11 protein-coding genes are annotated in these 14,273 nt (G+C 72.9%); 3 read left to right on the top strand and 8 right to left on the bottom strand.

Features of this window, described 5'->3' with window-relative positions; genetic code table 11:
- The 5 genes from ACFU95_RS49555 to ACFU95_RS49535 all read right to left on the bottom strand — a co-directional run.
- The coding region (locus ACFU95_RS49555; RefSeq protein ID WP_383844049.1) for a heavy metal translocating P-type ATPase at positions 1 to 1,940 on the bottom strand (1,940 nt) is incomplete at its 3' end.
- A 46-nt stretch (positions 1,941 to 1,986) separates the two neighbouring features.
- On the bottom strand, positions 1,987 to 2,859 hold the full coding sequence (locus tag ACFU95_RS49550) for a metal ABC transporter permease (RefSeq protein WP_383844045.1): 873 nt from the start codon (positions 2,857 to 2,859) through the stop codon (positions 1,987 to 1,989).
- Complete coding sequence (locus ACFU95_RS49545; protein ID WP_383844041.1) at positions 2,856 to 3,695, bottom strand: metal ABC transporter ATP-binding protein; 840 nt, start codon at positions 3,693 to 3,695, stop codon at positions 2,856 to 2,858. Before ACFU95_RS49545 ends, ACFU95_RS49550 begins: the two co-directional genes overlap by 4 nt.
- Positions 3,692 to 4,630: a metal ABC transporter solute-binding protein, Zn/Mn family gene (locus tag ACFU95_RS49540; protein WP_383844038.1), complete on the bottom strand. Its 939-nt coding sequence runs from the start codon at positions 4,628 to 4,630 to the stop codon at positions 3,692 to 3,694. Before ACFU95_RS49540 ends, ACFU95_RS49545 begins: the two co-directional genes overlap by 4 nt.
- Before the next feature lie 142 nt (positions 4,631 to 4,772).
- Positions 4,773 to 5,519, bottom strand: a complete 747-nt coding sequence (locus ACFU95_RS49535) for an SOS response-associated peptidase (protein ID WP_383844035.1) — start codon at positions 5,517 to 5,519, stop codon at positions 4,773 to 4,775.
- Positions 5,520 to 5,677: 158 nt separating this feature from the next.
- Between ACFU95_RS49535 and ACFU95_RS49530 the strand changes: the two genes are divergently transcribed.
- Positions 5,678 to 5,899, top strand: a complete 222-nt coding sequence (locus ACFU95_RS49530; protein ID WP_383844032.1) for a DUF6480 family protein — start codon at positions 5,678 to 5,680, stop codon at positions 5,897 to 5,899.
- Between the two features lie 17 nt (positions 5,900 to 5,916).
- On the opposite strand, the gene ACFU95_RS49525 is transcribed toward ACFU95_RS49530, so the two are convergent.
- From ACFU95_RS49525 to ACFU95_RS49515, 3 genes are all read right to left on the bottom strand, one after another.
- The gene (locus tag ACFU95_RS49525) at positions 5,917 to 8,160 is read right to left on the bottom strand and encodes a prolyl oligopeptidase family serine peptidase (protein ID WP_383844029.1); all 2,244 of its coding nucleotides are present in this window, start codon (positions 8,158 to 8,160) and stop codon (positions 5,917 to 5,919) included.
- Positions 8,133 to 9,917 carry an N-acetylglutaminylglutamine amidotransferase gene (locus tag ACFU95_RS49520; protein WP_383844026.1) on the bottom strand — a complete coding sequence of 595 codons (1,785 nt, stop codon included), beginning with the start codon at positions 9,915 to 9,917 and terminating at the stop codon, positions 8,133 to 8,135. The genes ACFU95_RS49525 and ACFU95_RS49520 overlap by 28 nt, the downstream gene beginning before the upstream one ends.
- Positions 9,918 to 10,151: 234 nt before the next feature.
- Positions 10,152 to 11,345, bottom strand: coding sequence for a glutamate--cysteine ligase (locus ACFU95_RS49515; RefSeq protein WP_383844052.1), 1,194 nt, complete (start codon positions 11,343 to 11,345; stop codon positions 10,152 to 10,154).
- A 299-nt stretch (positions 11,346 to 11,644) separates the two neighbouring features.
- Here ACFU95_RS49515 and ACFU95_RS49510 point away from each other — a divergent pair, with 299 nt between their 5' ends.
- The gene (locus ACFU95_RS49510; RefSeq protein WP_383844023.1) at positions 11,645 to 13,012 is read left to right on the top strand and encodes an MFS transporter; all 1,368 of its coding nucleotides are present in this window, start codon (positions 11,645 to 11,647) and stop codon (positions 13,010 to 13,012) included.
- Positions 13,013 to 13,126: 114 nt separating this feature from the next.
- Entirely contained in the window at positions 13,127 to 14,047 is a 921-nt protein-coding gene (locus ACFU95_RS49505; protein WP_383844020.1) for an alpha/beta hydrolase fold domain-containing protein, read from the top strand.
- Positions 14,048 to 14,273: the final 226 nt, after the last annotated feature.

The raw sequence follows: 14,273 nt of genomic DNA, 5'->3' as shown, positions 1-14,273 counted from the left end.
TCCCGCAGCAGGCGCAGCCCGTTCAGTCCGACGAGGACCGTGGAGCCCTCGTGGCCCGCGACGCCGAGCGGCAGCGGCAGCGTGCCGGCGAGGTCCCAGATGACGAGGCCGGTGATGAACAGCCCGGCGATGACGAGGTTCTGCACGACCAGTCGCCGGGCGCGGCGGGAGAGGGCGACGGTGGCGGGGACGGCGGCGAGTTCGTCGCGGACGATCACCGCGTCGGCGGTCTCCAGGGCGAGGTCGGAGCCCGCCCGGCCCATGGCGACGCCGATGTGGGCGGCGGCCAGGGCGGGGGCGTCGTTGACGCCGTCCCCGACGACCATCACCTTGCGGCCCGCCGCCTCCCACTCCTTGACCGCGGCCATCTTGTCCTGCGGCAACAGCCCCGCGCGCACGTCCTCGACGCCCGCCTCGGCGGCCAGGTGGGCGGCGGCCCGGGGGTTGTCGCCGGTGAGCAGAGTCGGTGCGGTGCCGGTGATCGCGGTGAGGGCGGCGACGGTGGCCGCGGCGTCGGGACGCAGCCGGTCCGCGATGCCGAGCACGCCGACGGGGTCGCCGTCGACGACCACGACGACGGCGGTGCGGCCGGACTCCTCCAACTCCTCGGCGAGCGACCCGACCCCGCCGTCGGGGTCGTCGAGCAGGCGGGCCGGGGCGCCCACCTCGACGGTGCGGCCCTCGATGACGGCCCGCACGCCGACCCCGGGCGCGGAAGTGAAGTCCCGCGCGGCGGGCAGGTCGATACGCCGCTCCCGCGCGGCGTCCACCACCGCTCGGGCCAGCGGATGCTCACTGGGGTGTTCGGCCGCCGCGGCGAGCCTCAGCACCTCGTGCTCGGCCGGGCCGCGTCCCGGCAGCGGCCGTACGTCGACCACCCGCGGTGTGCCCTCGGTGAGGGTGCCGGTCTTGTCCAGCGCGACGGCGTCGACCTGGCCGAGGCGTTCCATCACCACCGCCGACTTCACCAGGACGCCGTGCCGGCCGGCGTTGGCGATGGCCGACAGCAGGGGCGGCATGGTGGCCAGGACCACCGCGCAGGGCGAGGCCACGATCATGAAGGTCATGGCGCGCAGCAGGGCCTCGGAGAACTCCTCGCCGAAGGCGAGCGGGACGCCGAACACGGCGAGCGTGGCGGCCACCATGCCCAGTGAGTAGCGCTGTTCGACCTTCTCGATGAACAGCTGGGTGGGCGCCTTGGTCTCGGACGCCTCTTCCACCATCCGCACGATCCGGGCGATCACGGAGTCGCAGGCGTCGCGTTCGACGCGGACGCGCAGGGCGCCGGTGCCGTTGAGGGTGCCCGCGAACACCTCGTCGCCCGGCTCCTTCGCGGCGGGGAGCGGTTCGCCGGTGATGCTCGCCTGGTCCACCTCACTGGCGCCGTCCAGCACCCGGCCGTCGGCTCCGACGCGTTCGCCGGGCCTGACGAGGACGGTGTCGCCGACCGTCAGCTCCTCGACGGTGACGGTCTGTTCGGTGCCGTCGCGGGCGACGCGGGTGGCCGTGGCGGGGGCCAGGTCGAGCAGGCCGCGCACGGAGTCGGCGGTACGGGCGGTGGCGAGTGCCTCCAGGGCGCCCGAGGTGGCGAAGATGACGATCAGCAGGGCGCCGTCCATGACCTGCCCGATCGAGGCGGCGCCGAGCGCGGCGACGACCATCAGCAGATCGACGTCGAGTGTCCTGTCCTTGAGCGCCTTGAGCCCTTCCCAGCCCGGCTCCCAGCCACCCGTGGCGTAGGCCAGGGCGTACAGCGGGCCCCAGGTCCACGCGGGTGCCCCGGCGAGCTGGAGGGGCAGCGCGAGCAGGAACAGCGTGGTGGCCGCGGTGGCCCAGCGGACCTCCGGCAGCGCGAGCAGCCGGGTACGGCGCCGGGGCGCGGCCGTGGCCCGCGCGGACGCGGCGGCGTCGGCCGACGGTGGGGTGAGCGTGGAAGTCATGCCCCCACGATAAAGGAACGAATGAAGACTCATTCATGTCTTCATGTCAGGAGGTGGCCCGCACGGCTCCCCACTTGCGCACCCGGCGCGTTCCCAGCGCCCGGCACACGAGGTAGATCGCGAACGAGACGGTGGTGACGTACGGGCTGATGGGGATGCTGCTGCCCAGCGCCAGCAGGATGCCGCCCTCGATCGAGGCGACCGCGAACACCACGCTCAGGACGGGCAGCAGCACCGGCGACGCCGTGATCCGGGCCGCGGCGGCCGCCGGGGTGACGACGAGGGTGAGGACCAGCAGCGCGCCGACGATCTGGACGGACAGGGCCACCGCGAGACCCAGCACGATCATGAAGGCGAACGACAGCGCACGCACCGGTACTCCGCGCGCCTCGGCCACCTCCGGGTCGGCGCTGGCGAAGGCGAGGGGCCGCCACAGCACCGCCAGCGCCACGAGCACCACGGCCGACGTGCCGAGCAGCCAGGACATCTGCGGGGTGTCGACGGCGACGATCTGCCCGGTGAGGATGCCGAACTTGTTCGCCGCCCGGCCCTTGTACAGGGCGAGGAACAGCACGCCGAGCCCGAGGCCGAAGGGCATGATGGTGCCGATCACCGAGTTGCGGTCCCGGGCGCGGGAGCCGAGCAGCCCGATCGTGCCGGCGGCGACGAGCGAGCCGACGATCGAGCCGGCCACGATGTTCACGCCCAGCAGCAGCGCGGCCGAGGCCCCGGCGAAGGACAGCTCGCTGATCCCGTGCACCGCGAACGGCAGGTCCCGCATGATCACGAACACGCCCACCAGACCGCCGACCAGACCGAGCGCGGCACCGGCGATGAGGGAGTTGCGGACCAGGGCGAGCAGTTCGCCGTAGTGGTCGAAGTTGAAGATCTGCTGCCAGATCCCGTCGGCGAGGGTCATGGCCGTGCTCCGTGCGGCAGTTCGGGGTGGTGCGGCGACTGTGCCGCCTCGTCGGGTACCGCGACGACCGTGACGCGGTCGCGGACGCGGATGACGTCGACCTGGGTGCCGTAGAGCCGCGACAGCGCCTCGGAGGTGAGCACCTCGTCGGGGGTGCCGACCCGGTGGCCGCCGCGGGCGAGGTACAGCACACGGTCCACCAGGCCCAGTACCGGGTTGATCTCGTGGGTCACGAACACCACCGCCGTGCCGTGCGAGCGGCGCCGGGCGTCCACCAGTTCCGTGACGGCCCGCTGATGGTGCAGGTCGAGGGAGAGCAGCGGTTCGTCGCAGAGCAGGATCCGCGGGTCGGTCACCAGCGCCTGTCCGATGCGTACGCGCTGCCGTTCACCGCCGGAGAGCAGTCCGACGGGGACGTCCGCGTACGCCGTGGCCCCGACCGAGGCGAGGACCTCGTCCACCCGGCGGCGTACGGCGCCGGTGCGCGGCCGGGGTCCGAAGCGGTGCCCGTCGATGCCGAAACGGACCAGGTCGCGGGCGCGCAGCAGCGCCTGCGCGGACAGCGTCGCCTGCTGCGGGACGTAGCCGACGTGGCGGCTGCCCTTGCGGGGCGGGCGGCCGAGAACCGTCAACGTGCCCGCGGACAGCGGGCGCTGACCCAGCAGCGCGCGCACGAAGCTGGTCTTGCCCGCCCCGTTGGGGCCGAGCACGGCCAGGAACTCGCCGGGCCGCACATCGAGATCGAGGTCGTGCCACAGCACCCGGTCGCCGTAGGACAGGGCCGCTCCGCTCAGGCTGATCAGCGCGGCGTCGTCGGCGACGGCGGACCGCCTCACTTGGCCAGCGCGCTCGCGAGCGCGTCGACGTTGGCGGTCATCCAGCCGAGGTAGTCCTTGCCGTGCGGGAGGGTCTCGGTCACGGGGACCACGGGAATTCCGGCCGCCTTGGCCGCCTGCTCGGCCTTCTCGGTCTGTGGGCCGGAGGTCTGCTCGTTGTAGACCAGGGCCTCGACCTTCTTGCCGGAGAACAGCGCCAGCGTCTGCTGAAGGGTCCGGGCGGAGACGTCGTCGCCTTCCTCGATGGCCTCGCTGAACGCCTCGGGCGTCGCGTTCTGCAGCCCGGCGGCCTGGAGCAGGTACAGCGGCACGGGCTCGGTGATGGCGACGCGCTCGCCGCCGTGGCCGGCCTTGATCCGGGCTTCCTCGCGCTCCAGCGGCTTGAGCTTCTCCTCGAAGCCCTTGGCGTTCCTGGTGAAGGTGGCCGCGTCGGCCGGGTCGGCCTTGGCCAGGGCGGCGGCGATGCGGTCGGCGAGCCTGGCGACCGTGGGGAAGTCGTACCAGACGTGCTCGTTGAGCTCCCCGCCCGCCGGGGCCGTCTTCCCGGAGACCTTGACCGCGTTGATCACGTCGGCGGACGAGTCGCCGCTCTTCAGCATGCGGTCGACGAAGTCGTCGTAGCCGCCGCCGTTCTCGATGACGACCTTGGCCTTGGACAGCGCCAGCTGGTTCTGCGTGTTGGCCTCGTAGGAGTGCGGGTCCTGGTCGGGGTCGCTGATGATCGAGGTGACCTGGACCTTCGCGCCGCCTATCTGCTCGGCCAGGTCTCCGTAGACGTTCGTCGAGGCGACGACCGGGACGACGGACGCCGCGGCGGGGCTCTGCCCGGCATCGTTGTCACCTCCGGAGCCGGACGAACCGCCGCAGCCCGCGAGGCAGACGAGGCAGACGCCGGTTGTCAGAGGGGCGAGCAGTCGGGACGCGGGCGCGGGCATGGATTCCTCCGGGGCAGGGCGAATGGTCCGCCGAGCTCCGATCCGTCCCGGCTTCGGGTCCACGCTAGATGAAAACGGATATCAAAAGCGGCTCTGGGCCCTCTGCGCGGGCAACCCTTACCGAGAACTCACCTTCCGCAGGTCAGGGGGCGGGCACCTCGTCCAGGAGCTGCGGGCCGTTGTTGCGGACACTGTTCACGGCCGGGGAGACCGGGCGTGCGTCCAGGTGGCCGTCCGCGGGCGGGGTGAGCAGGGCACGCAGGTCGTCCGTGGACCGGTGGTCGGGGTCGAGCCAGGCGTCGTAGTGCCCGGGGGTGAGGGCGAGCGGCATGCGGGGGTGGATGCGGCCGGCCGCGTCGGTGGCCTCGGTGGTGATGATGGTGCAGGTCAACAGCCAGGCTGCGGGGTCGTCGGCGTCCTTGACCCCGGGATCGCGCCAGAACTCGTACAGCCCCGCGAGGGCGAGGACCTGCCCGTCCTGCGGGTGGATGAAGTACGGCTGTTTGCGGACCTGGCCCGACTTCCCGTCCTTGACCTCGTCCCACTCGTAGAAGCCGTCGGCCGGCAGCAGACAGCGGCGTTGGACGAACGCCCGGCGGAAGGCGGGCTTCTCGTGCACGGTCTCCACCCGCGCGTTGATCAGCCTCGCGCCGATCTTCACGTCCTTCGCCCACGAGGGCACCAGGCCCCACCGCAGCGGCCGCAGCCGACGCCGGGCCGGCTCGTTCTCGTCGGCGCCGCGCGGGGCGCGTTCCAGGACGGCCCAGACCTCGTCGGTCGGTGCCACGTTCCAGCTCGGTGCGAGGGTCTCCTCCGGATGCCACTCGGCGACGCCGAACAGCTGGGTGAGGTCCTCGGGGCTGCGGGTGGAGGCGTAACGACCGCACATGGCGCCACTGTGCCACGGCGCGCCGGATCGGTCCTCCCCAGCCGGTCCGGACCGGCCGGGCACGTGGGAGCCGGTCGGCTGCGGGTACTCGGTGACCGCATGGTGCCCCGACAGGTGAAGCGGGACGCGGCAACCCGTCCCGGAGAGGAAGGTGTGCCATGACGAACCCCGAACCCGAGCCGACTCGAACCCCGCATCTCGAACCCGGGAGCCGAGTACCACCCGGTGAGACCCCGCCCGGCGAGGAGAGCAGTACGTCCGGCATCTCCTATCCGCAGTCCGAGTTGCGCAGGGGCTGGGGACCGGGGCCGCTCGCCCTGATCCTGCTGGTGGTGGTGCTGGTGGCGATCGGGCTGATCGCCATGGCGGTGGCTCTGTAGACGGTTCAGCGGACGGCTCACATGTGCAGGTGCCGCTGCAGCCAGTCCGCGGCCGCACGGCGGAAGAGGCGCCGGTTCTCGGCGCGCAGGAAGTCGTGGCCCTCGTCGCGCAGGGTCAGCAGCTCGGCGTGCACGCCCCGCTCACGCGCGGCGCGTACGAACTGCTGGGACTCCCCCGGCGGCACGTTGGTGTCGTGCTCGCCGTGGACGGCGAGCAGCGGGACACGCAACGCGTCGATGCGGCCCATCGGCGACAGGGCGTGCAGGAGTTCACGGTCGCGTTCCGGGTGGCCGTACTTGTGAGCAGCCGATTCCGCGATCCAGGGCTCGGTACCGGCGAAGAAGGTGTGGAAGTCCGACATGCCGCAGACGGCGACCGCGGCACGGAAGAGATCCGGGTGCCAGACGACGGAGGCGAAGGTCAGATAGCCGCCGTACGACCGCCCCATGACCGCCAGCCGGGTCGGGTCGGCGGGGCCCGCCATGACCGCGTGGCCCGCGCAGTCGGCGACGTCGTCGAAGGCCGCGAAGCGGCCCGCGCCCAGGTCGGCGTCGACGAAGGAACGGCCGTGTCCCAGGGAGCCTCGGACATCGGGGGCGAAGACGTCCAGGCCACGCCCCACGAGCTCGTGGTAGAGCGGGTGGAACACCGGACGTTCCTGTTCCTCGGGACCACCGTGCAGGTGGATCACGCAGGGCGCCGGCTCGTCCCGGGCACGCCCCGGCGCCCTGTAGTACCAGCCGCTCAGGGGCAGCCCGTCCCGCGCGGTGAGACGCAAGGGGACGGGGCGTACCGGTGCTCGGCCCGGCGGGACGGCGTCCTCGTCCCGGGAGGACCAGGGGGTGCGCAGCATGGACACGCCTTCGTGAGCCCACCAGACACCCGGTCGGCGCTGGGACCCGGACAGGGCGAGGAGCAGGCGCCCGGTGCCGGCGGCCGTCATGCGCGTGACAACCTCGTGGGGCAGGGGCACGGGTCGTTCCGGACCCGTGCCGTCCGGGCCCTTCCGGGTCGGGAAGGTCTCGACGAGTTCCAGCTCGCTCGCCCCCTGGACGTTCCAGGCCAGCGCGGCCGTGCGGCCGTCGTGAGCCAAGGTCAGGAGTTCGAGGTCGCTGCCCTCGCGTTCCGCCGCGAGGGACACCCCGCGTGACCGGCCGTCGGCGTCCAGGGCGACCGCGAGGAGCACCGCGTACTCCCGGGCGGCGTTGCTGCGCAGCCACAGGGTCCGCCCGTCCGGGGAGAAGCGGCCGATCCACGGGTCGCCGTCGGCGACCGGCAGGGCGAAGGTGGTCTCCGAGTCGGCGGTGCGCCGGACGACCGCCTCGCGCCGTCCGCGCGGCCCCCGGCGCAGCAGCGCGAGGCCACCGTCGCGGCTGAGATCGCAGACCCGCAGCGAGGCGGCGTGCGTTTCCGTGGTCAGCAGGACGGGGGAAGCGAGGCCGTCGGGGTCGATCAGGTAGACCGACAGGCCCCCGTCGGGCCGGACCGCCGGGGCCCCGGGGGTCTCGATGCCGGTCGGGGTCGCGCTCGGCTCCCGCCCCGGTGCCGCGTCGTAGGCGGCCGGCCCGAGGAGGGTCGCGTGACCGTCCCGGTCCGCCCACTCGGCCGCGAGGCGGGTGCCGTCGAACTGGCCGTCGGCCGGTTCCTGGTCCGTGGCGGCGTGTCCGGTGAGGACCTCGTACTGCGGGGCGGCGGGTGCCGCGAAGGTGACGGCGACGGAGGAGCTGTCGTGCGCCCAGCACCCCAGATAGGCGGAACTGGCCGGGTCGGACCCCGCCAGGAGGCGTCGGCCGGTGCCGTCGGGCCGCACGCACAGCACCCGTGAGTGCTCACCGCCGCCCGGCGCGGTGGTGTACGCGATCCAGCGGCCGTCGGGCGACCACAGCACCTCCTTGACGGGGTCCGGTGAGGAGTCGAGGAGCCGCACCTCGTCGCCGTCGACGGAACCGGCCCACAGCTGCGGCACGCCGCCCCGGTCGCAGATGAAGGCCGTCTCGGTGCCGTCGGCGTTGGCCGAGGGGTACCAGCAGCCGTGGGCGCGCAGCCGGGTCACGGCGTCGCGCGGGCCGCCCGCCTCGGGCAACGGCACCGGCTCCGGGGCGGCGGTGCGGGACGTTTGGTGCAGGTCCCCCGTCCGGCTGTCCGGGGGCCGGGCGGAGGACGGGGTGACTGTCCCGGGACGCGCGAACACGGGCGACGGGGCCTGCGCCACCCGCGTGCCCCCGTCGTCGGTCACCTGATTCCGTGGGTCTGCAGCCATATCTCCAGCAAAGCTATCTGCCACAGGGCGTTCGCCCCGCGCTTGGTCCGGTGCTCGTCGGGTGCCGCGAGGAGCTCGGCCACGTACGACTCCTGGAACAGGCCGCGCCGCTTCGCCTCCGGTGCCTCGAGTGCCGCCCGCACGCGTTGCAGGACAGGGCCCGCCATGTGCCGGATGGCCGGCACCGGGAAGTAGCCCTTGGGGCGGTCGACGACCTCGCGGGGCAGCAGCTTGCGGCCCGCCTCCTTGAGCACGCCCTTGCCGCCGTCGGCCAGTTTCAGTTCCGGCGGGCAGGCCGCCGCGAGCTCCACCAGTTCGTGGTCGAGGAAGGGCACCCGGGCCTCCAGGCCCCAGGCCATGGTCATGTTGTCGACCCGCTTGACCGGGTCGTCGACGAGCATGACGTGCGTGTCCAGCCGGAGGGCCGCGTCCAGGGCGGTCTCCGCGCCCGGTGCCGCCATGTGCCTGCGCACGAAGCTGCCCGAGACGTCGTCGCGGGGCAGCATGTCCGGCCGCAGGACCCGGGCGAGGTCGGCGTGCGGGCGGTCGAAGTACGTCGCGGCGTACCGCTCCGGTTCGTCCTCGCGTGGGACCTCCGCCAGCTGCGGGTACCAGTGGTAGCCGGCGAAGACCTCGTCGGCGCCCTGCCCGCTCTGCACGACCTTCACCTCCTTGGACACCTGCTCGGACAGCAGGTAGAAGGCGACCACGTCGTGGCTGGTCATCGGCTCGCTCATGGCCCGGATCGCCCCGTCCAGGGCCGTGGACACGCGGTCCGAGGGAACCATCAGCTGCTGGTGGTCGGTGCCGAACTCGCGGGCCACCAGGTCCGAGTACGGGAACTCGTCGCCCTTCTCGCCGCCCTCCGTCTCGAAGCCGACGCTGAACGTCCTCAGGTCACGCTGGCCCTCGTCGGCCAGCAGCGCGACGATCAGGCTGGAGTCGAGGCCGCCGGAGAGCAGGACACCGACCTCCACGTCGGACACCATCCTGCGGCGCACCGCCGTGCGCAGTCCGTCCAGCACCGCGTCACGCCATTCGTCCGCGCCCATGTCGGCGCACTCGGCACGGCGCGTGTAGGACGGCTGCCAGTAGCGGTGGTCCCGGTGCGTGCCGTCCGGCTCGATGACCCGCACGGTGGCGGGCGGGAGCTTGCGCACCCCGTTGAGCATGGTGTGCGGCGCGGGGACGGTCGCGTGCCAGCTCAGGTAGTGGTGGACGGCCACCGGATCGAGGGAGGTGTCCACGTCCCCGGCCGCGAGGAGGGCGGGCAGCGTCGAGGCGAACCGCAGCCGGCCCGGGGTCTGCGCCAGGTACAGGGGCTTGATTCCGAGCCGGTCCCGGGCGAGGACGACGCGGCCGGTCCGGTGCTCGACGATCGCGAAGGCGAACATGCCGAGGAAGTGCTCGACACAGGCCGTGCCCCACTGCTGGTAGGCCTTGAGCACCACTTCCGTGTCCGACGTCGACGCGAACCGGTGCCCGAGGCTGCGCAGTTCCTCGCGCAGCTCCGGATGGTTGTACACACAGCCGTTGAAGACGCCGGTGACCTCGCCCCGGGCATCGGTCATCGGCTGGGCGCCGCGGTCCGAGAGGTCGATGATCTTCAGCCGCCGGTGTCCCAGCGCGACCGGGCCCCGCGTCCAGGTGCCCTGCCCGTCGGGCCCACGGGCCGCGAGACTGCCGCTCATGCGTTCGACTGCCGCCAGGTCGGCGCGCCGGCCGTCGAAGCGGACCTCCCCGGTCAGACCGCACATGCCGGTCCGCCTCCCTTCCGCTCCCCGGCATCGACGCGTCGCGGCGGGTGTGCCGGGATGCGCCCCTCGATCGGGATCTGGGCGGTGGTGCGAGACATCACGAAACCCCTTCTGCACGCGGAGAAGACCTTCGTCGTACGGCTGCGCGGCCCGCCGAGGGGGCTGCTGCCCCTGTCGGCACGATGCGCCGGCGACCGAGGACCGATGGGCGGCCCGGCGACGTTCACCGGCACGTCAGCGCCCGATGCCGTCTATGCAACCGCGACCGGCGGAGGTGCGCGAATCGCGCGCGACGACGGCCGGGGCGAGCACGCGGTCGGGCGGTCGCCGCACCGGGGTGCGGTGTCCGCGTTCGCCGCGGGTCTCGGCGATCAGCATGTCGACGCAGCCCAGCAGGTCCTCCTCCTGGGCAGCACGGCGTATGCGCTGGGCGGCGCTGCCGTCCGCGAGGGCCGCCTCGGTCAGCTCCCGGACGGTGTGCCAGTCGCCGTGCGCCTCCAGCGCGGGCCGCAGCCGGCCGAGCAGGTCCCGCACGACCTGGTGCGCGGGTGCCTCCCGGCGGCTCTCGGGGTCGACGAGCGTGCCTTCGAGCCCGGACCGGGCGGCGCGCCATGACGCGCCCCGCAGCCATTCGTGCCGGCCGGCGCACCCGGCGGCATCGCGCCGACTGAGCCGTTCGAGGGCCTCGGTCACCAGGGCGCGGAAGAGTCCGGCGAGGAGGACGACGGTCTCCGGGTGCGGGCAGGCGTCGCAGGTGCGCAGTTCGAGCGTCGGCAGATGGGCCGAGGGGCGGACGTCGTAGTAGATCATCCCCTCGTCGCTGATGATCCCGGCCCGCACGAGGTCGCCCACCGCGGCGTCGTACTCGGCCGCGCCCGGGAAGCAGCCGGCCGGCCCCGCGGTGGGCCAGCGCTGCCACAGCAGGGTGCGCCAGCTCGCGTACCCCGTGTCGGCCCCCTGCCAGAGCGGTGAACTGGCGGAGAGGGCCAGCAGGACCGGCAGCGAGGGCGAGACCTCGCACATGGCCCGCACGGCGGTGTCGCGGTCGGGCACGTCCACATGGACCTGGGCACCGCAGATGAGCTGCTCGTCGGCGACCTTGCGGTACTCCTCGGCCATGCGGCGGTAGCGCGCCTCTGCGGTGGGGGGCATCAGGGCCGCGGGTACCAGCGGGGCGGTACCCGCGGCGACCACGGCCAGCCCCAGCGAGGAGGCGGCCGAGTCGAGCTGCCGTCGGGTCCTGGTGAGGTCGGTGTACAGGTCGTGCAGGGACGTGTGCACCGCGCTGTTCGACTCCACCGTGCACTGATGCAGTTCGGTGGTGAAGGTTCGTCTGGAAAGCCGTCGCAGGACCGCGTCGGCACGCGAGACGAGCCTTCCGCTCTCCACCTCCAGGACGTGGAACTCCTCCTCCACTCCGATGCACATGGTCACGGTCGCTCCTCGGGATCCGAGCGCCTGCCCGCAGGGAGGGGGTGCCCCGCCCTGGGCGGATGCGGCGGTTTGTGGTGTGCTCTGAGTTCCCCTCTTACGGGCGGGTAACCACGGTGTTCGGCTCCGCCGCGTGGGCAGTACGCCCGCACCCCATTGACATGGGCCCGTCCCGAACCGAGACTCGTCGCCAGCCATCGGTGAATCACAGTTCACCACGCGAACGAAGACGAACGAAGACGAACGAGGAATCACTGCCCTGCGTTCGGGGCTCCGCCTCATCTCCAAGGACGAAGATGAACCACTCCCCCACGTCCGCCGCACACCGCCCCCCACACACGTTCCGCACCGTGTTCCCGGTCCTGGCCCTGTGCTGGCTGGCCGTCTTCTTCGACGGCATGGACGTCAACATCTACGGCGCCGTCATGCCGCACATGCTCGACGACCCGGGGCTCGGGCTGACCCCGGCCGGGGCGGGCACGATCGGCAGCTGGACCACGTTCGGCATGCTCGTCGGCGCGCTCACCGCCGGGAACCTCACCGACTGGCTGGGCCGACGGATGATGCTGGTGGCCAGCGTGACCCTGTTCTCGGTCGGCTCTGCGGTCTGCGCCGTGGCCGCGGGGGTCGGCGTGTTCGGCTTCGGCCGCTTCGTCTCCGGTCTCGGCCTCGGCGGTCTGATGCCGCTGTGTCTGGCCATGGTCATGGAGTTCGCGCCGCCGCGCCGGGCCGCCCTCACCACCGGCCTGCTCATGACCTCGTACCACTTCGGCGGGATGGCGGCGACCGGCCTCGGGCTGACCCTGGCCCCGGCCGCCGGCTGGCGCTGGGTGTTCTGGGCCGGAGTGCTCCCGGCCGTGATCGCCGTACCGCTCCTGCTGAAGCTGCTCCCGGAGTCGCCGGGCGTGCTGCTGGCGCGCGGCGAGCGCGAGAAGGCCGACGCGGTGGCCGACCGCTTCGGGCTGCCCCGGCCCACCGTCACCGCCGCCCCCGCCACCGGCGCGGCGGGCCGGCTGGCCGCCGTACGCGAACTCTTCCGTCCGCAGTCGCGCGGGGCGACACCGCTGCTGTGGCTGGCCTCCTTCTGCGGCCTGCTCCTCGTCTACGGCGTGAGCACCTGGCTGCCGCAGATGATGCGCGCCGAGGGCTACGGCCTGTCCTCCTCGGTCAGCTTCCTCCTGGTGATCAACGCGGGCGGCATCGTCGGCCTGCTGATCGCGGGCCGTACCGCCGACAGGTTCGGCGCGGTGCGGGTGTCGGCGATCTGGTTCGTGCTGACCGCCGCCGGAGCGCTACTGCTCGGCAATCACCTCCCGCTCGGCGCGACCTACGCCGTCGTCGCCGTCACCGGGGTCTGGCTGTTCAGCGCACAGGTCATGGTCTACGCCGCCACCGGCACCGTCTACCGGGACAGCGAGCGGGCCGCCGGGCTCGGCTGGGTCACCGGCGTCGGCCGCACCGGCGCGGTCGTCGGCCCCTGGCTGATCGGCTCCCTCGCCACGAACGGCAACCAGAGCTGGGGCTTCACCGCCTTCGCCCTCGCCGGACTCCTGGGCGCGGTCGCGATCGCCCTCGTCCCCCTCGCCCAGCGGATCGGCCGGAGCAACACCCGTACGGCGGCCTCCGTCCCGGCCACAGCGAGCGCGAACGCCCCGAACGCCTGACGCCCCAGCCCCTCGACCACAACGGTGGTCATGTGCGGCGGCCCCCGTCCGGGGCCGCCACCCCGCTCTCCCTCCCCCCGAGCGCCCTGGACTCCCCCTCCGAAGGAGCAGATCATGAAGGCCCTCGCCTACGCCCCCGCCCAGCCCGCCGGCACCGAGGGCCATCTGCTCGACCTGTATGTGCCCCGGTCCGAGAAACCCGTGCCGTTGGTGATCTCTACCCGCGGCTCCGCCTGGCTGGCGGACAACGGACGCCGGGACGCCGACAAGGTGGCCGCCGAACTCAACCCGGCCGGGTACGCCGTCGCCGGCGTGTCCGTCCGCTCCAGTTCCCAGGCCCGGTTCCCGGCCCAGCTCCACGACGTCAAGGGCGCCATCCGCTGGCTCCGCGCCCACGCGGAGACGTACGGCCTCGACCCCGAGCGCGTCGCGATCATGGGGGACTCGTCCGGTGGTTGGGCCTCCGCGATGGCCGCGGTGACCGGCGACGACCCCGCGCTGGAGGGCGACGTCGGAGTGCGCGGCCCCTCCAGCGCCGTGCGGGCGGCCATCCCCTTCTACCCGCCGACCGACTTCCTCCAGATGGACGCGCACATGCCGGACGACGGCGCGGAGTTCAACGCGATCATGGGAATCACGGGCGGTCACAACGACCCGCGCTCCCCCGAGTCACGGTTGCTCGGCCGCACCATCACGGAGTGCCGCCCGGACGAGATCGCCCCCGCCAACCCGCTCACCCACATCGGCGAGCGCCCCGTCCCGCCGACGCTGATCCTCCACGGTGAGCCGGACGCCCTCGTCCCCCACCACCAGGGCCGACTCCTCTACGACAGGCTGGCCGCCGCGGGACACGAGGCACGCTTGATCTCCTTCCCGAAGGCCGCACACGGCACGCTCTTCGAGATGCTCAGCGACGACGCGACCCGCGAGTGCGCCTACGAGGAGACGGCACGCGACGGGCATTGCACCCCGGCCCGCCCGGTGACCCCGACCTGGACGACCGTCATCTCCTTCCTGGACCAGCACATGCGGTAGCGCCCGGCCGGAGAAGAGCACCGATCCGCCCCACGGCAGCACAGGCCGCTCGGCGCGGAGAGGGGACCGTGCCTAGGTCCATGTGCCGACTCCGGTTCGGCCTGGGGTCGGGTCCCCACCACGGGCTGCGTCGCTAGTGCTCTGACCGCATAGGTTCACCGGGTTCTGTGGCCCGCTGCTGTGTGGTTGCTCAGGGAGTGTTCGCGGTCGCCCAAGAGCGGAACAA

It is taken from the genome of Streptomyces sp. NPDC057623, assembly GCF_042800355.1.
In the GTDB taxonomy this organism is placed as follows: domain Bacteria; phylum Actinomycetota; class Actinomycetes; order Streptomycetales; family Streptomycetaceae; genus Streptomyces.
Note: the sequence above shows the minus strand (reverse complement) of the source record. Positions and strands in the feature narration are given on the sequence as shown.

Bases quoted from the DNA above. Each gene is read 5' to 3' on its own strand.
- ACFU95_RS49550 (WP_383844045.1), bottom strand. From the start codon at position 2,859: ATGACCCTCGCCGACGGGATCTGGCAGCAGATCTTCAACTTCGACCAC.
- ACFU95_RS49540 (WP_383844038.1), bottom strand. From the start codon at position 4,630: ATGCCCGCGCCCGCGTCCCGACTGCTCGCCCCTCTGACAACCGGCGTC.
- ACFU95_RS49535 (WP_383844035.1), bottom strand. From the start codon at position 5,519: ATGTGCGGTCGTTACGCCTCCACCCGCAGCCCCGAGGACCTCACCCAG.
- ACFU95_RS49530 (WP_383844032.1), top strand. From the start codon at position 5,678: ATGACGAACCCCGAACCCGAGCCGACTCGAACCCCGCATCTCGAACCC.
- ACFU95_RS49525 (WP_383844029.1), bottom strand. From the start codon at position 8,160: ATGGCTGCAGACCCACGGAATCAGGTGACCGACGACGGGGGCACGCGG.
- ACFU95_RS49520 (WP_383844026.1), bottom strand. From the start codon at position 9,917: ATGTGCGGTCTGACCGGGGAGGTCCGCTTCGACGGCCGGCGCGCCGAC.
- ACFU95_RS49515 (WP_383844052.1), bottom strand. From the start codon at position 11,345: ATGTGCATCGGAGTGGAGGAGGAGTTCCACGTCCTGGAGGTGGAGAGC.
- ACFU95_RS49510 (WP_383844023.1), top strand. From the start codon at position 11,645: ATGAACCACTCCCCCACGTCCGCCGCACACCGCCCCCCACACACGTTC.
- ACFU95_RS49505 (WP_383844020.1), top strand. From the start codon at position 13,127: ATGAAGGCCCTCGCCTACGCCCCCGCCCAGCCCGCCGGCACCGAGGGC.